This window comes from Paenibacillus phyllosphaerae, from assembly GCF_014192105.1.
Classification (GTDB): domain Bacteria; phylum Bacillota; class Bacilli; order Paenibacillales; family Paenibacillaceae; genus Paenibacillus_Z; species Paenibacillus_Z phyllosphaerae.
In genome coordinates this window covers 67,316-86,812 of record NZ_JACHXK010000006.1, presented here as the reverse complement: position 1 = coordinate 86,812, position 19,497 = coordinate 67,316, and the positions used below count along the sequence as shown (strand labels likewise).

17 protein-coding genes are annotated in these 19,497 nt (G+C 55.7%); 3 read left to right on the top strand and 14 right to left on the bottom strand.

Annotation, left to right across the window (positions count from 1 at the left end):
* Positions 1-11: 11 nt before the first annotated feature.
* The 3 genes from FHS18_RS15025 to FHS18_RS15015 form a co-directional block, all read right to left on the bottom strand.
* A complete protein-coding gene (locus FHS18_RS15025; RefSeq protein ID WP_183600903.1) occupies positions 12-1,829 on the bottom strand; it encodes an assimilatory sulfite reductase (NADPH) flavoprotein subunit in 1,818 nt (605 codons plus the stop codon).
* Positions 1,830-2,065: 236 nt separating this feature from the next.
* Positions 2,066-2,377 carry a hypothetical protein gene (locus FHS18_RS15020; RefSeq protein ID WP_183600902.1) on the bottom strand — a complete coding sequence of 104 codons (312 nt, stop codon included), beginning with the start codon at positions 2,375-2,377 and terminating at the stop codon, positions 2,066-2,068.
* A 264-nt stretch (positions 2,378-2,641) separates the two neighbouring features.
* Positions 2,642-3,082 (bottom strand): hypothetical protein, encoded by a 441-nt coding sequence (locus FHS18_RS15015; RefSeq protein WP_183600901.1) that lies wholly within the window; start codon positions 3,080-3,082, stop codon positions 2,642-2,644.
* A gap of 174 nt (positions 3,083-3,256) precedes the next feature.
* On the opposite strand from FHS18_RS15015, the gene FHS18_RS15010 reads away from it, so the two are divergent.
* Together FHS18_RS15010 and FHS18_RS15005 are read left to right on the top strand one after the other, a co-directional pair.
* Positions 3,257-4,042, top strand: coding sequence for an SDR family NAD(P)-dependent oxidoreductase (locus FHS18_RS15010; protein WP_183600900.1), 786 nt, complete (start codon positions 3,257-3,259; stop codon positions 4,040-4,042).
* 373 nt (positions 4,043-4,415) lie between these two features.
* A complete protein-coding gene (locus FHS18_RS15005) occupies positions 4,416-5,387 on the top strand; it encodes a phage baseplate protein (RefSeq protein ID WP_409348554.1) in 972 nt (323 codons plus the stop codon).
* A gap of 67 nt (positions 5,388-5,454) precedes the next feature.
* On the opposite strand, the gene FHS18_RS15000 is transcribed toward FHS18_RS15005, so the two are convergent.
* The 11 genes from FHS18_RS15000 to essC all read right to left on the bottom strand — a co-directional run bounded on the left by FHS18_RS15000 (position 5,455) and on the right by essC (position 17,643).
* On the bottom strand, positions 5,455-6,201 hold the full coding sequence (locus FHS18_RS15000) for a hypothetical protein (protein WP_183600898.1): 747 nt from the start codon (positions 6,199-6,201) through the stop codon (positions 5,455-5,457).
* A 20-nt stretch (positions 6,202-6,221) separates the two neighbouring features.
* Complete coding sequence (locus FHS18_RS14995) at positions 6,222-8,168, bottom strand: serine/threonine-protein kinase (RefSeq protein WP_183600897.1); 1,947 nt, start codon at positions 8,166-8,168, stop codon at positions 6,222-6,224.
* Positions 8,158-8,544 carry an EsaB/YukD family protein gene (locus FHS18_RS14990; protein WP_183600896.1) on the bottom strand — a complete coding sequence of 129 codons (387 nt, stop codon included), beginning with the start codon at positions 8,542-8,544 and terminating at the stop codon, positions 8,158-8,160. Before FHS18_RS14990 ends, FHS18_RS14995 begins: the two co-directional genes overlap by 11 nt.
* On the bottom strand, positions 8,537-9,367 hold the full coding sequence (locus FHS18_RS14985) for a PP2C family serine/threonine-protein phosphatase (RefSeq protein WP_183600895.1): 831 nt from the start codon (positions 9,365-9,367) through the stop codon (positions 8,537-8,539). The genes FHS18_RS14990 and FHS18_RS14985 overlap by 8 nt, the downstream gene beginning before the upstream one ends.
* An 11-nt stretch (positions 9,368-9,378) precedes the next feature.
* Positions 9,379-10,131 carry a VWA domain-containing protein gene (locus FHS18_RS14980; protein ID WP_183600894.1) on the bottom strand — a complete coding sequence of 251 codons (753 nt, stop codon included), beginning with the start codon at positions 10,129-10,131 and terminating at the stop codon, positions 9,379-9,381.
* A gap of 96 nt (positions 10,132-10,227) precedes the next feature.
* Positions 10,228-10,503: a WXG100 family type VII secretion target gene (locus FHS18_RS14975; RefSeq protein WP_183600893.1), complete on the bottom strand. Its 276-nt coding sequence runs from the start codon at positions 10,501-10,503 to the stop codon at positions 10,228-10,230.
* A gap of 218 nt (positions 10,504-10,721) precedes the next feature.
* The gene (locus FHS18_RS14970; RefSeq protein WP_183600892.1) at positions 10,722-11,264 is read right to left on the bottom strand and encodes a DUF5381 family protein; all 543 of its coding nucleotides are present in this window, start codon (positions 11,262-11,264) and stop codon (positions 10,722-10,724) included.
* Positions 11,261-12,067, bottom strand: a complete 807-nt coding sequence (locus FHS18_RS14965) for a hypothetical protein (RefSeq protein ID WP_183600891.1) — start codon at positions 12,065-12,067, stop codon at positions 11,261-11,263. The genes FHS18_RS14970 and FHS18_RS14965 overlap by 4 nt, the downstream gene beginning before the upstream one ends.
* A gap of 14 nt (positions 12,068-12,081) precedes the next feature.
* Positions 12,082-13,296 carry a glycine zipper domain-containing protein gene (locus FHS18_RS14960; protein ID WP_183600890.1) on the bottom strand — a complete coding sequence of 405 codons (1,215 nt, stop codon included), beginning with the start codon at positions 13,294-13,296 and terminating at the stop codon, positions 12,082-12,084.
* Between the two features lie 35 nt (positions 13,297-13,331).
* A complete protein-coding gene (locus tag FHS18_RS14955; RefSeq protein WP_183600889.1) occupies positions 13,332-13,646 on the bottom strand; it encodes a WXG100 family type VII secretion target in 315 nt (104 codons plus the stop codon).
* Between the two features lie 4 nt (positions 13,647-13,650).
* On the bottom strand, positions 13,651-17,643 hold the full coding sequence (gene essC / locus FHS18_RS14950) for a type VII secretion protein EssC (protein WP_183600888.1): 3,993 nt from the start codon (positions 17,641-17,643) through the stop codon (positions 13,651-13,653).
* Between the two features lie 431 nt (positions 17,644-18,074).
* Between essC and FHS18_RS14945 the strand changes: the two genes are divergently transcribed.
* Positions 18,075-19,490 (top strand): arsenic transporter, encoded by a 1,416-nt coding sequence (locus tag FHS18_RS14945; protein WP_183600887.1) that lies wholly within the window; start codon positions 18,075-18,077, stop codon positions 19,488-19,490.
* Positions 19,491-19,497: the final 7 nt, after the last annotated feature.

Here is a 19,497-nt window from a genome sequence, read left to right as displayed (position 1 = left end):
CTCCATCCGAATCAATACACGTCGCGCTGGTAGCGCTTGTTCTTCTGCATCGCCGCGACATATTCCTCGGCTTGTTCACGGCTCACGCCGCCTTCTTGCTCGACGATATCCACCAGCGTACGGTGCACATCACGAGCCATTTGCTTCTCGTCGCCGCAAATATAGACAGCTGCGCCCTGCTCCAGCCAAGCGTACAATTCCTTGCTCTGCTGCAGCATACGGTGCTGGACATATACTTTATCTTCCGTGTCGCGCGAGAATGCCACATCCATGCGGGTGAGGACGCCGTCTTTGATCCAGCGCTGCCATTCGGTCTGGTACAGGAAGTCGGTGACGAAATGCTGGTCGCCGAAGAACAACCAGGACGGTCCGCTTGCTCCAGTCTCCTCACGCTCCTGCATGAACGAGCGGAATGGCGCGATCCCCGTTCCCGGTCCGACCATGATGACCGGCGTTTCCGGATTCTCCGGCAGCTTGAAGTTCGTGTTCTGCTGCACGTAGACCGGGATCTTGTCGCCAGGCTGCAGCCGCTCCGCGGTGTAGACCGAGCAGACGCCTTTGCGCTCGCGGCCATGCGCCTCATAACGAACTGCGCCGATTGTCAGGTGCACTTCCTCCGGATTCGCCGCCAGGGAACTTGCGATCGAGTATAGACGCGCCGGCATTTTGCGAAGCAGCGACACGATATCCTGCGCGCTTCCCTGCAGCGGGCCGTATTCACGAATGAAATCGAGCAGATCGCGACCTTGAATATAAGGTTTGAGCCGATCGCTTGCGAGCAGTTCAAGTGCTTCCTTGTTCGCGGCAAGAGGCGTCAGCTTCTCCAGCAGCGATTTGGACAACACCGTAATATCGAAATATTCGATCAGCGCTTCGCGCAGCTGTCGTACTTCGCCCTGCTTGTTGATCGTCACCTGTTCTTCCGGATTCCATTGCGTCGCGGCAAGCAGCTCGTCGACAAGCGCCGGATCGTTCTGCGGATAGACGCCAAGAGCGTCTCCCGGCTGATAATTCAGTCCGGATCCCTCAAGCGACAGCTCGAGATGACGCGTCTCTTTGTTAGAGCCGCGTCCGTTCAGATTCAAGTTCGCTAGTACCTCGGCCTGGAACGGATTCGTACGGGAATAAGCCGATTCCGTAGTTGCAGCGGCTGCCGCCGTCGGAACAGTAGGCGCTACCGCGCCCGAACCGGCTTGAGCCTGGTTCAAGCTTCCGACAACACCTTGCAGCCATTGCGCTGCAGGCTCGTCAAAGTCGACGTCGCAATCTACGCGATCGAATAGACGTACGGCTCCGAGTTCTTCAAGCCGCTTGTCGAAGTCTTGGCCCGTCTTGCAGAACAGCTCGTACGAGCTGTCGCCGAGCGACAGCACCGAATAACGCAATCCATCGAGCTTCGGCGCGCGCTTGCCAAGGAGAAATTCATGGAACGAGATTGCATTATCGGGTGGTTCGCCTTCGCCATGCGTGCTGACCACGACGAGCAGCTGCTCCACTTTCTTCAACTGATTCGTCTTGAAATCGCTCATCGACGACAACGTCACCTGGAATCCGCTTGCTTCCAGCGTCTTCGCCGTTTTCTTCGCCAGCCCATGCGCATTACCGGACTGCGATCCGAATAGAATGGTTACTTCTTTGCTTGCCGCCGGAGCTGCGCTCGTCGCCAGCGGCGCCGCCGCTGGCGCACCCGATGCCGCTTGGTTCTGTGCCGATGCGGCGAGGAACCCGCTTAGCCAGATCCTTTGCGTATCAGTCAAGCTCGGAAGAAGTCGATTCAGAAGGTCGACCTGCTCCTGATTAAACGGACTGTTGTTTACCTGCAATTGCAACGCTTCCACCTCACAATGAATTCGAACTACGAATGAATGCCCGGGCCTAGCCGACAACCTATACCCGCAAGTTTATCTTACCTTTTGAAAACTATACCATACTTCGAAACCAATTTGAGCGACGAAATGATAAAATTCGTCTTAATCCGATAAAAAATATGGGATTATCCTGTAGCACGAAAAAAATCACCCCTCAATGCTGACTCCTGAGAAGTGATTTTGTGTTTTTAAGTGGTTTAAAGTTTTGTGATCGGCCTGTAGGTGAAATCTTTGGCCAGCCGCAGCACCTTCAAATTCCGAAGACCTTTGGGCTGAGGGTTGGTCACCTTGAATTCCATATAAGGCGTGAAGCTTTTAATTTCGGTATCGACGCGGAAATGATCCTTAAACAGCCGAATATAATCGCCGACCGTCGGTTGCTTCCCCTTCTCGAGGAACAAAGGGATTTGCTCGCTTTTCACTTCATAATAATCGGTCGCCTCAACCAGGGCGTAATACTTATCCTTGGAGACAATCGCTTCATCATCATTCAAAAATTCTTTGCTCATCCTGTTGTTTCCCCTTCTCTGACTTAAATCGGCTGCTCCCTGCTCCTAATACAATATCCAATGCCTACCTTGTCAATTCATTGGCATGGGCTGCGGTAGTCGGACGTTAACAGCTATCCATCGCTTTAGTCTATGGAAGGCAATCTGCTCATCATTGCGGTGTTGCCAAAGCCCTAATAACCTTATGAAAAGGGCGAATGAATATGACCTTCGATAGCGTGGACCTTAACCATACCATACTGAAACATGGAATGAAACTTTCGACTACAGTTTGTCAATAGCTTTCGCGAATTTCGCGTCCAGTAATGGAATTTCTTTGTTGGCGGACCAGTAAATGACGACGATATTGCCCTTTTGACGAAGATTCGGATACAGGTCTGCCATCCGCAGTGAGGCAAGATCTTGCGACCGGCCGGCAGTCTGTCTTGCTATATCCGTTTCGTATTCGTAGACGAAGACATATTCGGGCTTAGCCATATCCGCCGTAGGCAGAGCAAGTTCGAACGCCTCCGGATGGACGCCGCTTAGTTGCAAAGAATCGCCATCTTCCCCGCCCTCTGCGACGGCTACATCAATTTGGGTTGCTTCGAGACCTTGTCGCTCAAGCGCATGCTGTACGTCCTCAGCTGTGATCCTGTCCGCGCTGCATGCGCCTAGAACAATAACGGAGAGCGCCAGACAGCCTAGCCTTATTAGTCGATTCATCCTCTATCCCTCCCAGTGCGTCGATTCTTCTAACTTTCTGACGCATGGATAGGCGGGTTAGTGTGCACAATCAACCAAAATCACCCGTTCGGGTAATAGGCGGATTCCGCTCCTGCCGTTACGATTAATGATCATGACATCAACGTGCGATATGACAACTAAGGAGAAATTAGCATGCCACATAACATTTTAATAACCGGCGCCTCTTCCGGGATCGGCCGATCATTCGCGAAAGCGCTCGCCTTAAGAGGCCATCACGTCATTCTGGTATCGCGTGACAAAGCAAAACTGGAACAGCTCGCCAATGAGCTGAGTGCCGCGCATGGCGTGGACGTAACGGTCATTCCGATGAACTTGACGATTCCCGGAGCGGCAGCAGCCTTGTATCAGGAAACCGAAGCAATGGGAATATCGGTCGATTGGCTAATTAATAATGCAGGATTCGGTTTGAGCGGCGAGTTCCTCAGCCATACGGCCGAAGAATATCAACAGCAGATTGCGCTTAATATAGGCGCCGTTGTGGAACTGACTCACCTGTATTTGCCCGGAATGGTCAATAGAAAGCAAGGTGCCATTATTAATGTAGCCTCTTTGCTCGCCTTCCTCCCTTTCCCCTACTGCTCGGTGTATAGCGCCTCCAAAGCCTTTGTGTTATCCTTCACCGAGGCGCTGTGGGAGGAATACCGCCATCACGGCATTCGCGTGTTGGCTCTATGCCCGGGTCCGACCGACACACGCTTCTTCGAGCAAGCGCGCGAGGTCGAGACGAAGAACAAACGAACGCCCGAACAGGTCGTCGCTACCGCGCTCGCGGCGCTCAAACACAACCGCAGCTTCGTCATCGACGGCGCTTCGAACCGAATGTTGGCCTTCATGGGGCGCATATTCTCGCGAAGCGGCCTAGCCAAGATGCTGGGAGCTCAAATGCGCAAATCGATTGCGGCTAAGCCAAAAAGATAACGATCAAGAAACCGGATTGAGCCAGTTAGAGGGCTCAATCCGGTTTTTGGTTATATCCGCTTATTATGCGGCACTCTCTCCGCCGTTAGCGCGAAACTCAAAGACAAGCTCGCTCGATGCTTCTTCAATATTCGCGTACGCCCAGTGCGACTTGCCTACACCGGACCATGTTGTCAAATATACGATGCGGCCAGATGCCTAACAAGCAATAAATACTGGCAGGAATGGCGAATGATTCGGCTACTAGTTTCCATACAGAACTTTAATATTTTTTGGGGCTTCAAGGCTATTCATCGCGTGCCCGCAAAGCATGCATAATCTAGTTGTGTTTCATAGATATCCAAGGAGGGAATTTATGCGTTTCGCCAGTTCAATGCGTCTTGTTCGGAAGCCCGCACGCGTCCTCTCGTCCGTCGTTCTCGCATCGCTCATGTTCGGAATGACCGTTCTGCCCGCAATCGCCGCTACGCCTGTGAAGACCGTCAATGCGTCAGCCACCCTCGCCTACGATCTTAAAGGATTGAAGCACAATCTGGCCGTGCAAAAAGCGTACATCGCGTCCAAGTACGTCTACGTCACGCAGCGTTCCGGGGGAACCGTCTATCTATCGCGGCTGCTGATCGATGGGACGAACGCCACCTATGTGGATGAGATGACCATCACCAATTCCGGCCATGGGCAGACCCTCGACATGTACACCTACAATGGCATCAATTATTTCTATTTCAGCTCCAAAGCCGATCCTGCCACGACGTATTACTGGTCGCTGCAGGTAGCCCGATTGCAATACTCGGCTGGCGACACCGTCGATTATACGGACCTTCATCGCTTCACTTATATGAATTACGCGAATACGGCCGGATCGCGATTAGGCGAAACCTATCGGGTAGATGGCGGCGGCAACAGTACCTATACGGCGTTCCGAGTTCAAACTGCCGAAGGAACCGTGACGTGGTCCATTTATGACACGGTCAAATTGAACCAGCTGCTCGATAGCAATGAACAGGTACGAATGGACAGCACCGCCGCGGTTAATGCCTCGGTGGCCAGCTTCACGCAATCCGGCGACGCGATCGTTAGGCCGAACGGTTCTTTCCAAGGGATGGATATGTTAAGCAACACGGAAATCTATACGTCCGGCGGCGCGGAGGGCGAGACGCCGCAGATCGCAATGCTGTCGAATACGGGCGCCTACAAAACGTTGGTGAAGATTACGAATGTGGGGACGCATGAAATCGAAGGCGTTCAGACCAAAGACGGCAACGTCTATTTTACGATCGTGACCGATCCGGACAGCAAGCAAAACACGCAAAAAATCTATTACGTGCCAGACAGCGTCTTCTAATCGCCTGATGACAATATGAAAGGGAGCCGTCAGTTCACGGCTCCCTTGTTCTATCGATGCGTATCTATTATTTGATAAAGACCGGATCAAGCATCGCGAATTCCGAGGTTTCCGCAGCCGAGCCCGATACGGCAAAACGAACCTTATCGACATAGCGGAGCGGAATCGAGATGTTCGCGGAACGTTTGTTCACGGAGAAGATATACGATTGGTAGAGCGTTTCCTTGCCCGCCTCATCCGTCGTATACACTTTGAGGGTCACAGCCGAAGTAGGCAGTGCCGCCTGCTTCTTCTTCACGATGCTCACCTTCGTATTGAACGATCTGAACTTCTCCTCCGGCTCGAAGGTAACCGAGCTCTCCGTCTTGGAGACCTCTTCATTTTTGCTCAGCAGAAAATGAATATAATTGCCGTATTTTTTGCCGTCATTGGTTGCAATCAGATCATTGCTCTCGTAAGCGACATTCACGGTGCCGCCGGAGCTGTTGATTTGCTTCGCTTCAATAAATGGCTTGCCCTCTGCCATATTGTAGCCGTTCTGCGGGTAGAACGCCTTGCCGGTTTCCTCCAGATAGACGATACGGCCGTCAGCGGAACGCGATGGCTTATAACCCATCTCCGTCAACATGTAGCTAGGCACATAGGCATAGCCTTGGAACGTGAACGGCTTGTTCTTGCTCTGCGTCGCCAGCTTCTCCCCGTTGACGAACACGGCATCGATATTAAACAGCACCCCTTTCAGATCGGATGCAAATACGGATGCACCGCCGAACAGCATGCCGCCGATTAGAAAACCCGCAATAAACTTCTTCATGAATGATATCCCCCTCTATTCTATTCGCCAGTCAAATCGCGCAGCATCTGCGATGCAAGCGCATTGTCGCTATCGATCCGCTTCAGTTCCTTGGACAGACGGATGACTTTCTCCGTATCGTCCTCTACGTTATAGGCGCTCATAATCGCTTCTTCCAGCTGCTTGATCCGCTTCTGCAACGCTTGCGCTTCAGCGGCTTTCTTCTTCACAGCCTCGGCTGCAGCTTTGCGGGCCGCCTCTTCCTTTGCTTTGGCGGCGGCTTCCGCTCTTGCTTCGGCTTCGGCTTTTGCCTTGGCTTCCGCTGCTGATTTAGCCTTAGCTTCTGCCTCCGCTTTGGCCAGCGCTTCCGCCTTTGCCTGCGCTTCCGCCTTTGCCTGCGCTTCGGCCTTGGCTTGCGCCTCTGCTTCTGCGTCCGGCGTAGTTGTAGGCTCCGCAGTCCCCGACGCCGGTGTTTGCGACGTGGACTCAGCCGGAGTGTCTTGATCAGCCGAAGGTTGCTCCTCGGCCTTCACGTTCGTTGCATCCGAATTCGCATCGGACGTCGCTGCTTCCGCCGTCTGTATGGCTGTCGGCGGCGTAAGCGGCTGATCTCCATCGCGTGACGCCCATGCGCCGACGCCGAGGCCGAGCATGACGACAGCAGCCGCGGTGACACCAATCAGCATGGTTCGGTTACGTTTCCGAGGGGCCACAATCGGCTGTTCAGCCTGCTTGGGAGCGGATAATTGCCGGTCCAGCGCTTCCTTGACCGCTGCTCGCGCAGCTTCGATCTCGATGCCGAGCGGCGAATGCGCCGGCAGCCGGGACAACAGGGAAGTATATGCTTCGAGCGCATCAGGCAGCTGGCCTCTCTGCTGCAAGATCCGGGCTTCCTCCAACAAGCGAGGATCCCAATCGGATGGGAGCGCCGCCGCTGCCGGAGCAGAAGAACCGCCTGGCGCGGAAGACGACGTCCCCGCTGTCCCTTCCGGCTTTTGTTCCATTTTGCTCGTAAGCTTGCTATCATCCTGTACCACGATCGCTTCCGGCCGTTCCAGCCGTTCCTTCAATGACGACAACGACATAAACCATTCGCCGAATGTCGGGCATTGGTGCAGTTCGGTGCTGCGCCAAGCTTTGGCGAACAACGCCGCGATCTCTTCGCCGCAAGCCTCCTCCAGCACGCGAAGCATGATCGACGAACGCGTATCGTCCCGCTGCATAAGGTCCGGATCGTAATAGCTCTCGCCCCATGCATGGTTACGTATGTCCGGATGGAACCAGGTCAACATCTCGGCCAACAATACGGCTCCGGCAAAACGGTCCGCATATTTGCTCCACGCAGGTTCGCTTGCGGTTCGGGCGAACGCGTACCCCGGCGAACCTTTGGACAACTGCTCCGGCCTCGTGAAAGAGCTCGCGTACATCTGCTCCACATCGACGAGCTGTACCCAAGACTTCACCGACGGCTTAATATCATGCAGCATGCCGGGAATCAGCACGTTCGGTCCGGACAGATCGCAATGCGCAAGTCCCCGTTGTTCCATCGAAGAGAGGACCTCGGCGAACGCGAGCGCCGTATGCAGTCCCGACGCAAACGGAAGTTCTTTCTTATCGAGGACGACATCCATCCATGTAGGCCCTTCCACCCATGGCATGACGACCGCATACAGCAGATCGGGATTGGCGCTCAATAGCGTCATGTCCTGCTGCGGCGTGAGCACGCTCCGCCGGCAAACCTGAAGCCCTTCAATCCGGGACAGCGGCTCCAGCAACTCGGACAAGTACACGGAATCCGGATGCCGGAATGCGCTGCGGAATACTTTGAGCGCTCTGGCTTCGCCGTCCTGAACGGACGCTAACTTATATACGGTGCCTACTCGCCCCTCCTGCCCATAAGGCATGGCGGGAAACGAAGGATGGGGCGCAACGCGATAGACCTTGCCGCCCATGATCAGCTCATCCCCCGCCTTAGGGTCAAATCCCATCTCCACCTCGCTCCTTTACTTGTTCGGTATTATGCGATCCGGACGGTTCGAACAACGGAACCGTTTCGGTAAAATGCGCCTGTTGCCGCTCTTGCGAGGCGGTGGAATAAGAGATCGTCTGCGTAAGCCGAAGCTGCATGCCATCCAAGATTCCTTCCTCCACCAGCGTCGCTTCCTCTCGAAGCAGCCGCCAGTTATCACCTTGAAGGCTCGCTTCCGCCCGGCAGCCGACTTGCCCGTACGGATACGTATTCCATTCCTCCATGCCCTGCAAAATGGCTTCGCCAAGCTGGCCGATCGGCAGATCCGCCGGAACGTCCAGATCGAGCTCCTTCCGGGAGGGAAGCGCAATGACGGTAATTTCGGTCCTATTCAATTACTCTTCCTCCTTTGGTGCCGCCAGGCCAGTCAACATGCAGCACGGTGATGTCGTCGCTGGACGGTTCGGCTGCAGCTTCTTGCAACACATGCTGTATGTGAGCTAGATCAGGCAAGGACAACCCGGCATCCAGATTAGATCCGCCGTCGGTGTAGACGAGCAGCCGGAGCGAGTCCTGTTCTTCCCACGTTAGATGCAACTCCATGGGCGAACCTCCGATTGCCCCGCGCAAGGTCGACCACCGCTGGTTGGTTTGATACGTCGGATCGCCTTGCAACGCGAGCTCTTGGCCCTCTTGCCACAGGCGAACCCGAATATCGCCGGACCAGTATAGCGACAATTTCCCTTCGCGCCCCTGCCGCGGAAACATGAGGCTGCCGCATGCGAACATCGCTTCACTTCCGCTTGCCCTTTTCTCTTCCAGCACGGAGCGCAGCATCGGCACGGTGTCCGGAGGCAGGGGAAGCTCACGAGTCAGCCTCGTCGCATCCTTGGTCCACTCCAGCAGCTCTCGCTCTAGCTGCCCGAGAGATAAACCAAGGGGGGACGGATGACCGCACAACCATTCATGCAGTCGCTTACCTAAGAAGCGGGCTGCAAAACCGCCTTGGAAAGACATCCCCACACCGTCGCACACAGCGAACGTCAACTGCTCGCCGTTTAAGCGATAGATCAGATAGTCCTGGCTTGGATCTCCATACGACCGGGTTTCGAAAGCTCGGATGAAGGCATGGTGGGCCGTACATCCGCCGAGCTTCGCCGCTTCAAGTACCGGAATGTCGCCGCCTTGGTCCGACCGGAACAACCATTCGTTCTGCATGCCGGCCACCATTAGCGCACCGGCGTGGCCGCCGACATCTGAAAACCTAGCGATATCAGCTCTTTGCTCGTACCCGGCAGCAGCATCAAGGCCCCTTCCTCGATGTGGAAGGAGGACTCCACCATCATCTCGCGGTAGCTCTCAGGAATCGTCGATGACATCCGCTTAAGCTTCTCGGCGAACGGATCGGATAGCGGCGTATCCGGCTTAATCCCCGGCCATGCACGCAAGTCGCCTGACGAAGCTTCGGCGACCGCTTCCGAGATGAAAATATTCTCGACCAGCACATGGCCGTCCGCCACCGCAAGCTCCATGATCCGTCTGGCAAACGGCTCAGGATCGTCGCCCGTATGCGCGCCATCGGTCATATGGCAGACGAGCGGCGCAGGGCAATGCTGCATATTAGGCAGCTCGTTCATCAACAGCTTCTCCGCCTGCTCGAACGCTTTCGCCGTATCGGTGAATTGATGCGGGGTCAGTTCGGGCAATCCGCCCATTCCCGCGATCTCGCCGATCGTCTTCACCCCGCCGAGCAGATCGTACACCTGATCGCTGTAAGCGAGCATCGCAACGCGGTAACGGGGCGACAACCGGCTGCCTTTGGTCGAACGGAAGACCATCTGCCGCAGCGCGGTCTGCAGCGCATGCATCACGATATCCATTTTGCGGCGGCCGCCGATCTCCAGCGTCATTGACAAGCTTGTATCGAGCAAGTAAATAATAAGCGCCGGCGCGCTCTGTGAAGCTTGCAGCGTGTAAGGCATTCTCGAATCCAACTCCGTCGTTATGTATAGTCAAACAGCAAGCGAAGACCAGACAACAGTTGCCTGGCCTTCGCCCACAATCGAATTTACGTTTGCTTAGCCCTGTTGGTCCGCTTGACGGAAGCGGTTAGCGATGGTGTTCAGTTCGGTCTGAATGCGGAGCAACGTCTCGTTGAACGTTCTCATCGTCTGCTTGGCTTGCTGGAAGTCCTGGAAGAAGCGCTGCTGCGTCATCCCTTCCCATTGTCCCTGCATACCCTCGATTTGGGCGTTCAAGCGAGTGATCAGATCTTGGCTCTGCTGAGCCCCTTGCTTGAATTGATTCGCGACTCCGTCCATTTGATCCGGGGAAATTAAAATACGTTGTGCCATCTTTGTCAATCTCCTTTTCTAGTAAACTTCTAAGCGCTGCCCATTCAAGCAACAACATCTTACTAAATAACTCCACATTATGTAACATATAATCCTAAAAATAGTTCAACAGTAAGAATTACCCTCTAAAATCGCTATTGAAACAGCTGTGTAAGATGAGACGATAGACCTGTAAGATTCGGTCCGATCACCTATGAAGATCGTCATGGATCGGAACCTTATCCTTTGGCGTTCTCATCCGCGCCAAACGGCGTCTTCCCCTCAGTGGCTTCCCAACTCTCCCGGCATGCCGCTGTTGCATAGGGCAAAATATGCTGCCTGACGACAAGATCGATCTCTTGCTGGGAGACCATGTTGTACGTGCTGAAGTAATACCGGTTGTTGCGAACCGTGCGCACGACGAGAGCCTGGAACACCATCCCCGAAGGCCGATCCGTATGCCAGCCGTAAGTCAGCTCATCGATATCGGTTAGCGCGACTTTCTTCCGCTTGTTCTGCAGATAACCGCTGCGCACCTCGAAGAGCGGCTCCTTACTCCGGACGACGGACAGCACCTTCAGGAGAGCGCCGCCGAAGAATAATGCGCCGATCACGCCCACGATCCCATATAGAATGCCTTTTAAGATGAACATATCCTTGGCAAAATAGAGCAGAACGGCGGCGCCCGCCAGCATCAAGACGCAGACCGATACGAAACAGCCCGCATCGAACTTCGCCGGAATGACTTCGATCCCGCTCTCGGTCTCCCGCAAGCTCTTCATGCGTTCACCTTACCGCCTTGTTTATGCGCAAAAGACGGGATCGTCTTCGACAGCTTATGGACAAGCGCTTCCTTGCTGCATGTCTGTACAAAGAACTGCTCATCGGTCTTGGCGACCATCCACGACGCGGACGAATCGCCGAGCATCATCAGCATTTCGGCGACGATCGGCTCGTTGTTCGCATCGAATTCGAAGCCGATTAGCGTATTCATCCTGCCCTTGCTTGCAGTCAGCGCTTGCAGGAACTTCTCCTTCTGCTTCTCGGCGCCTGGCAGATTCGAGGCATACTCCGCAAGCTCCTCCGGTTGGCCGTCGATGAGCGATAGCAGCGTCTCTAGCTGCACCTGCGTCAACTTGGTGACGGATTCGCCGGCGGAAGGCAGCTCAGGCAAGTCGAAGAAGCTGCCCAATCGTTCCGCCGCTTCGCCCTCCTCGAGCCGCTCCACAACATGGACCTGCCCCTCATAGCGAAGGAAGTGGGCGTACGTCCCGCTCTGCGCAAGATGAACGGACAGCGTCTCCTGCCCCCCTCCTTCTCGGAACTTCGAAGCCTGCAGCGAATGATCCGCATGATGCAGCACGCCGATCATCGCGGCTACTTCCGGCTTAAGCATAAATTTATGATTGCTGTAGGCCAAATAATCCTTTGCCAGCAGCGAACGGCACGTGACTTGCAGCAGCAAATCCATTTGCTCGTCGCTCAGCTCTTGGAAATAGGTCGCTTTCAGCGCATTACCCTGCTCGAACAAACCCTCTGAATAAAAGGCGTAAATCAACTCTTCCAAGCTGAGTGTAATTTTCATCGTTTGCTATGCTCCTACGCCCAAATTGGTTTTGAGAATAACGATTTGGCGCCGTTCCATAACGACGATGCCGTATCTTTCACATCGCCGGCGAAGTCCTTCACGGCACGTGCGCCATCGGCGACCGTCTCCGTCACGGCATAGACTTGATCCTTCATCTTCACCGACAGGTCATCCACGAATTGAGGCGTATTCTCGGCCAGCTTCTCGCCGATAAGGCTGCCTACGAAACCGCCGACGTGCGCGCCGATTACCGTGCCGACCGGTCCGCCAAGACTGCCGATCGCTCCGCCGAGCACGGCTCCCGCGCCGGCCGCGACGGTCACGACGCCCGTTTTGTAGATCGCTCTTCCGACTTCCTTGGCGTTCTCCCGCTTGAGCACTTCGACGTTGTTGCCGTATTTACGGTAATTCTCGGCGATCTTGATGCCGGCGCCGATCGTCTCGCCGCCCGCCGTCAGCGCGAGCGCAAGCAGCGCATTCGACTTGCCAAGCTTGGACGCGCCTTTGAGCAGCGTGCCGGCGTTGCTCTTGATTGCGCCGAATACGCCTCCGGCCGAGGTCGCGCTCTTAATGCCGGATTTTAGCGCGTCCATCGCGGTCGACACCTTGATCGCATCGCTGGCAAAATGCTTCGTCAGCGATTTGAAGATCAGATCGGCCATTCCCTTATCCTTGTACTTGAATAACGTCATCGGATTGATCAGGAAGCGCGCTACCGGGTTCGCCCGGGAACCTTCCACCCAGTCCACCGCCTGCCGAATTCCGTTACGCAGCACGACCGTGTATTGGCCGTTCACCTTCACGAACTTCATGCCTGTCGAATAATGGAGCAGCGGAGCGAACATCGCGTATTTGCCGTATTCCAGCAAATTTTCCCATCGGCCGACCGTGTTGCCATACGTCTCGTACAACTCGCTGACGGTAAGCGGAATGCCGTGAAAGTTCATATCTTGCTTGGCGAATTCGGTCGCCGCCTCGCGGATGGCCGACTCGCTCTGGTTCAGTTTGCCGATGAGCCGCGAGCCGGATGCTTGCGACTGGTCGCCCGACAGCGCGCCGCTGACGCAGCCGAAGAATCTCGGATCTCCGCTGTAAGATTGGGAACGGAGCTCGGACAGCTTCGCGTTCATACGTCTGTGCAGTTCTTCCATTTGCGTAATTTCGCGCACGTGGTCATTGGCCATCCGGCTGACGCGATCGAAATCCATCGCAATTGTCTTGGTCATTCTTATTGTCCCTCCAACAACTGATAAGCTTATCGTTACTTCGCTTCTCTGGCGCGGCGCTCCCGTTCCTCGCGTTCGCGCCGCTCCTGGCGTTCGATTTCGCGCTTCAACTCATCGATCTTGTCGGCCGCTCTCCGCAGCTGTTGCCCGGTATGGATCAAATCGTGATAATACGTCCGGTAAGCGGACTGCGTATCCTCGTAATCGCTCGTAAACTTATCCCGAAGCTCGCCCTTCCAATGCGGGCCATTGTTGGCAACCGTCTGCTGAACCCGGTTCTGGCTCTCCTGCACGCGTCCGGCCGCTTCCTCGTATTCGGATGCAAGTTGACGATAGCGGCTTGAATCCATAGTCTCACCTCCCTTGCAGCGCGGTCTGTCCGGCTGGTACCGGCATAGCCGCCTTGATACGGGTCATCTTGCGTTTGATGTAAAATCCTTCGCCGGCCGGAAGCTGCTTGCCGGTCTGCTCATATGGCAGCCGGAGATTAAACAGCTGGGTATCCGACACATCCGTCGAGCCCAGCAGGAACCCGGTCTGCGGCATCTTCAGCTCCTTCAGCCACGTATCCCAGCTCTGATGCAGCTCGCCGGCCTGGCCCGCGGCGAATACGGTAAGACCGAGGTCTCGGCCGTTCCGCAGAATGTACTCCAGCTGCTGCGTAATCGTGAACGAAGCGGATATCCGTTTGGCGAGCAGGTCCGCATCGTCAATCAGGAGCAGCAAGCGGGGCTGCCCATCTCCCGATCCTCGGGCCAGACGCTGATCGATCTCTTGCCTGAGCCGGTCCAGCATCTCTTCCAGGCTTGTTTCATCCGCCGCGAAGCCCTTCGTCTGCGGGAAGTGGACGATCCCCAGGAGACCTCCGCTCTGGCGGCGGAAATCGCAGCCATATAGAGCAAGCTCTTCTGTCCCATAGCAGCTTGCGGAAGCTTGCGCGATAGCGGTGAGCATGGACGTCTTGCCGCACTCCATCGGTCCGGCGATCAGGAAATATGGCCCATCCGACAGCTGCAGGGCGAACGGCTTCAAATTCTCGGCCATTAACCCGATCGTTAGTCCATCCGACCGATCCGGCGCGGCCGCAATCTCACTTAGCAGCACCGCTTGCGGCAGCGTGCGGATCGGCTCCGGCTTGTCGCCGTGCCACGCGGCAGCGAGCTCGCGGTACCTGTCCCGCTGCAGCCGCGCGCGCTCGGATTCCATGCCTCCGCCCGCCGCCAATGCGATCTGGAAGGAGAGCGGCGGTATCTTGCCTTTGACGAAGCCTCTGCCCGGCGGCAATTCGCCCGGTGTCTTCGCAAGCCGCCCGACGGCGTAATGATAGTCGCTCGGATCAGCGAGCTCGAATGCGAGCGCGTTCGGGAAGCTGCTCCGTACCTTCTCCATCAAGTCGGATACTTTATTGCAGGTTAGGACGAAATAAATACCAAGGCTCGCGCCCTCCCGCACGATGGCCTCGAGCTGTTCGTGCTCGGTCTCGAAACGGTTGCGGAAACTCGGATAACCGTCAATGACAGTTATGAGCGCCGGCAGCTGCAGCCCGGTTTCCCGGCAATACGCCAACCTCGATTTGGTGCCGCTGTCGGCAAGCAGCTGCTTGCGGCGGGCTACCTCTTGGGATAGACGGCCAAACAGCCGCGTCACCTTCTCCTCGTCTTCTTCCTGAATCACGTCCCCGACATGGGGAAGCAACTGGAGGTCTTTGAGCATCCGGCTGAAATCCAGCACGTAGGCGTGCGCCTGTTCGGGCGTGCTCGACAAGGCCAACGAATAGAGGAACGTCTGGATGAACGTCGTCTTGCCCGTCCCGGGCATCCCGTACACGATCCAATGGCCTTCATCCACATCGATCGCGAGCGGGATCTGGCGTTGGTTCGCCACATCGTCGACCAGACCGACTTCAGCTGCAAGCCTTATCGAGCCGGCAGGCTCAGCTTGCGAAGGCAAGTCTTCGAGCGTAAGGATCTGCGGCAAGGGATTCAGCCAAGGGCCCCGCAGCCTTGCGATGCCCGCCCGCTCCGCAGCTACGGCGCAAGCGTCGATCAGCACGCCTAACTGCTTGCCTCCTCGGATCGTCGCATCCGCATCGCCGGCAGGCACATCATCCGCCCGTTGCCCGGCCTTTAGTTCCTTGCGGCGCCCATCTAGCTTAATTCCTTTAATGACAGTATGGTGGGACCGCGACTCGCCGGCCGGCTGGTATGGAGCGCCGCTCCAAGCGTACTGAACGGTCTCGAACAACTCGTTCGTGCCAACTTGCAAATACCCCCGTCCGGGGTTCGTTATGTATGCGGCATCGGGAACCTTCAACATCTCCCGGCTATCCGCCTCGTCCTGCACGCGCAGGCATATCCGGTACCTGGAGTTGCTCCAGATGTTATCGTCGACGACGCCGGCAGGCTTCTGCGTCGCCAGAAGCAGATGGACGCCTAGCGTTCTGCCGATTGCCGCGATGCTGACCAGCTCGCTCATGAATTCGGGCTGCTCCTTCTTGAGCTGCGCGAACTCGTCGATGACGATGATCAGATGTGCCAGCGGCTCCCGCTCGCGCCATGGTGTCTCGTAATACTCGTCGATATGCTGGACGTTACCCGCGGCGACGAACAATTTTTGCCGCCGCTCCAGCTCCGCTTTGAGCGACATTTTGGCCCGCTCGATCAATCCTTCGTCTTCCAGATTCGTGATCGAAGCGACTACGTGCGGCAGCTTGGCGAATGTATTCGACATGCCCCCGCCTTTATAATCGATCAGCATGAACGTGACGTCATGCGGATGATACGTGACCGCGAGCGAAGCGATCAGCGTCTGGATGACCTCGCTCTTGCCGGAACCCGTCATACCTGCCATCAGGCCATGCGGACCGTGCCCTTGCCGCTCGATTTTGTCATGAAGATTCAGCATCACTTGCTTGCCGCCGCCCTTCACGCCGACGGCAGCCGGCAGCGAATCGGGGAATCGGCGCTCCTGCCACCGCTGCTCTGCCTCATACGTCTCAATGCGGTCAATGCCTAGCAAGTCGAACAGCGTAAGCACGCTCGGGATCTCGTCGGCCGATGATTTGCGAAGACGGTATGGGGCCATCGATCTTGCCAACCGCTGCGCATCGGCAAGCTCCACCTGGTCGGCCGCGAACGGTTGCCCCGCCGCCGTTACGTTTCGATTCGCTCGATCGGTCGAGGAATCTCCCTTGGAAGTCGTATGCCGGATGACGCTCTCCTGCTGACTGACTTCTATGACGAGCTCGCACTCTTTCGGCAGCTGCTCGACGCGCGGTGCGATAACGATCGTGCACGCGCCCGCTTTGTCGGCTTCATGGAGCAGAAGCGAATAGGCGCTTTCTTGCTCAGTCTGGGCGCTATGCGGGACGATGCACACATACCTAGGCACAATCCGCACCCCATCGTGACTCGGAGCGGATTTGGCAGTCAGCACCCTCCGCTGCAGGACGGCCATGAAGTGGTCCATGAGCGGCGCCGAGTAGACCGGGCCTTCGAACATATAACGGAATCTGCGTTCGTCGTCCCACGCATGCGGCAGCCATCTCAGCCAGCTCCACGACTCTCTCTCCGATTGGCGGAAGAACGCCGCAATCTTGACCTCGTCCGGAGAGTGATGTACCGCAAGCTGCACCATTAGCGAACGGATCAACGACTGCACGTGCTCAGCCTCTCCGACGACGCCGATTACCCGGTGCATGTTCAAATCAACCGTCACCGGGACATCCGTAAGCGTATGGAACTCGGCGGCAAGCTGCTCTGCATTCGTAATTAGTTCGTCCTTATCAATACCTTCTTGCCGAGGCGCATGAATGTGGATGCCGCTCGATGCCCAGCCGATTCCGCACCGGAGCTTCAGAAAATCCGGATCGGACGGAATTCGCGACCAGACGGACCTGCTGCGGGAATCCACCATCTCCAGGCAATCCGCATAGGGCGGATTCGTGTCGATCAATAGCTGCGCACGGCGCTGGGACAAGGCCTCGAGCATCGCGCGTTGGTCCGCTAAATATTGGGTATATTTCATGGTCCGCTCCTGCGTCTCTTTGCGGAACTTCTTCTTGTTCTGCAGGTGCATTAGGAACGGAATCGAATACGAGCCGGCAATGGTCGACATCGACACAAGCTGCAGCAGCACGTAACTGCTGCCGCTCGTCTTCGGAATTAACATAAACATGGCGGCAGCCCCGGCTGCCGTAATCGCCACCGGTATGACGATCGACACATAGCTGAACGACAGCTCGGCTGGCGCGGCTGGCGGCCGGTGCAGTTCGATCTCCGCAAGACCGGGATCACTGTGCATTCGAGGTGAACGCTGGTAGTAGAACATGCTCACAGTAACGACCATCTTTCGATATCATAATGAAAGTCTCATCTGGGGATTTATGGGTAGTTGATTCTACAGATCGTAACATGCCGCAGTCCGTAGGCATATCCGACTACATGCATAATTTTATCTGCCATAAGCCTGATTTTTGTTCCGGCAAGATAGATAAGGCAAATATTCCCTTTTGTACTTACCCGGTATTAGGCCGGTTCAAACGGGTTGAAACAAAGCATTTAGCCCTATTTTTCTGGTACCAACGATCTAGATTCTGCTTAACAAGATTCGTAAGCGTATTCGCGAATATCGACGTTTACTTCTATATTATGCAGCGCATATAATGCTTGTAGTTATTGTAGACAAGCCTTGTCTGACCGGCAGTGTCCAGCCTCTCTCCCTATAGAGGAACGACTTGCCGCGCGAACGCCATTATATGCAATGAATCGGGAGGAAACATGCTCGCACTAGCTTCATTATTATTTCTCGTCACCCTTATTTTCGTTATCTGGCAGCCTCGGGGCTTAAGCATCGGCTGGTCCGCTGCCGGCGGCGCCGTCATCGCGCTGCTATGCGGCGTAGTTAATCTGACCGACGTATGGGACGTGACCCAAATCGTCTGGAATGCCACGCTTACGTTCGTCGCGCTCATCATCATTTCATTGATTCTGGAAGAGATCGGATTCTTCGAATGGGCGGCGCTGCATATGGCCCGAACCGCAGGCGGCAACGGCCGATTAATGTTCATCTATGTCATCTTGCTCGGAGCAGCGGTATCAGCCTTGTTCGCCAATGACGGCGCCGCTCTGATCTTGACGCCGATCGTGCTTGCCATGGTCAGGGCATTGAAATTCGATGAACGTATGATCCTGCCGTTCATTATGGCGAGCGGATTCATATCGGATACGGCATCGCTGCCCCTCATCATCAGCAACCTGGTGAACATCGTCTCCGCCGACTTCTTCTCCATCTCGTTCGCGGAGTATGCGAGTCGAATGATCGTGCCGACTTTGTTCTCGATTGCGGCAAGCCTGATCGTGCTGTTTCTCTTTTATCGCAGCCACATCCCGTCCCAGTATGACGGGGAGCAATTGAAGCAGCCGCGCGACGCGATTAAGGATCATCGGTTATTCCGCTTGTCCTGGTACATCTTAAGCGCGCTCCTAATCGTCTATATGGTCAGCGAGTTCATTCATGTTCCCGTCTCCATCATCGCCGGGGCCGCAGCCGTCTTGTTCCTGGTTTTTGCCAGGCAGAGCGAAGCCATTCACACGTGGAAATTGGTCAAAAGCGCGCCTTGGACCATCGTCGTCTTCTCGATCGGCATGTATGTCGTCGTCTACGGCCTTCGCAATGTCGGGCTCACGAATGAACTCGGCCAGGTATTCCAATGGCTCGGCGAGCAAGGGTTGTTCCTATCCACCATCGGTGCCGGATTCATCGCCGCCATACTGTCTTCTATTATGAATAACTTGCCGACCGTCATGATTGACGCCTTAGCGATTCAAGGCACTTCAACGGAAGGCATCATTCGGGAATCGTTGATCTACGCGAATGTCATCGGCTCGGATCTGGGTCCCAAGATCACCCCGATCGGATCGCTGGCTACCCTGATCTGGCTGCATGTTCTGTCCAAGAAAGGCATTCACATCGGATGGGGCACCTATTTCAAGGCAGGAATCGTATTGACGGTGCCAACCTTGTTCATCACGCTAGTCGGTCTGTACCTGTGGCTGCTCGTGATCGATGCGGTCAGCGTGAATATCTGGATCATCATCGCCGCAATCGGGCTGGCTATCGTGTTGGGGTTGCTGCTTGTGAAGCTCATGCGAACGGACAAAGTGAAGAATGCGGAACGAGGTTTGGCCGAATAGAATTCTT

Coding starts and splice junctions, on each gene's coding strand:
- FHS18_RS14985 (WP_183600895.1), bottom strand. CDS start 9,367: ATGCAGAACGAATGGTTGTTCCGGTCGGACCAAGGCGGCGACATTCCG.
- essC (WP_183600888.1), bottom strand. CDS start 17,643: ATGGTCGTTACTGTGAGCATGTTCTACTACCAGCGTTCACCTCGAATG.
- FHS18_RS14975 (WP_183600893.1), bottom strand. CDS start 10,503: ATGGCACAACGTATTTTAATTTCCCCGGATCAAATGGACGGAGTCGCG.
- FHS18_RS15005 (WP_409348554.1), top strand. CDS start 4,416: ATGCGTCTTGTTCGGAAGCCCGCACGCGTCCTCTCGTCCGTCGTTCTC.
- FHS18_RS15010 (WP_183600900.1), top strand. CDS start 3,257: ATGCCACATAACATTTTAATAACCGGCGCCTCTTCCGGGATCGGCCGA.
- FHS18_RS14945 (WP_183600887.1), top strand. CDS start 18,075: ATGCTCGCACTAGCTTCATTATTATTTCTCGTCACCCTTATTTTCGTT.
- FHS18_RS15020 (WP_183600902.1), bottom strand. CDS start 2,377: ATGAGCAAAGAATTTTTGAATGATGATGAAGCGATTGTCTCCAAGGAT.
- FHS18_RS14995 (WP_183600897.1), bottom strand. CDS start 8,168: ATGGGATTTGACCCTAAGGCGGGGGATGAGCTGATCATGGGCGGCAAG.
- FHS18_RS14960 (WP_183600890.1), bottom strand. CDS start 13,296: ATGACCAAGACAATTGCGATGGATTTCGATCGCGTCAGCCGGATGGCC.
- FHS18_RS14980 (WP_183600894.1), bottom strand. CDS start 10,131: ATGCCTTACACGCTGCAAGCTTCACAGAGCGCGCCGGCGCTTATTATT.
- FHS18_RS14955 (WP_183600889.1), bottom strand. CDS start 13,646: ATGGATTCAAGCCGCTATCGTCAACTTGCATCCGAATACGAGGAAGCG.
- FHS18_RS15000 (WP_183600898.1), bottom strand. CDS start 6,201: ATGAAGAAGTTTATTGCGGGTTTTCTAATCGGCGGCATGCTGTTCGGC.
- FHS18_RS14970 (WP_183600892.1), bottom strand. CDS start 11,264: ATGAAGAGCTTGCGGGAGACCGAGAGCGGGATCGAAGTCATTCCGGCG.
- FHS18_RS15015 (WP_183600901.1), bottom strand. CDS start 3,082: ATGAATCGACTAATAAGGCTAGGCTGTCTGGCGCTCTCCGTTATTGTT.
- FHS18_RS14965 (WP_183600891.1), bottom strand. CDS start 12,067: ATGAAAATTACACTCAGCTTGGAAGAGTTGATTTACGCCTTTTATTCA.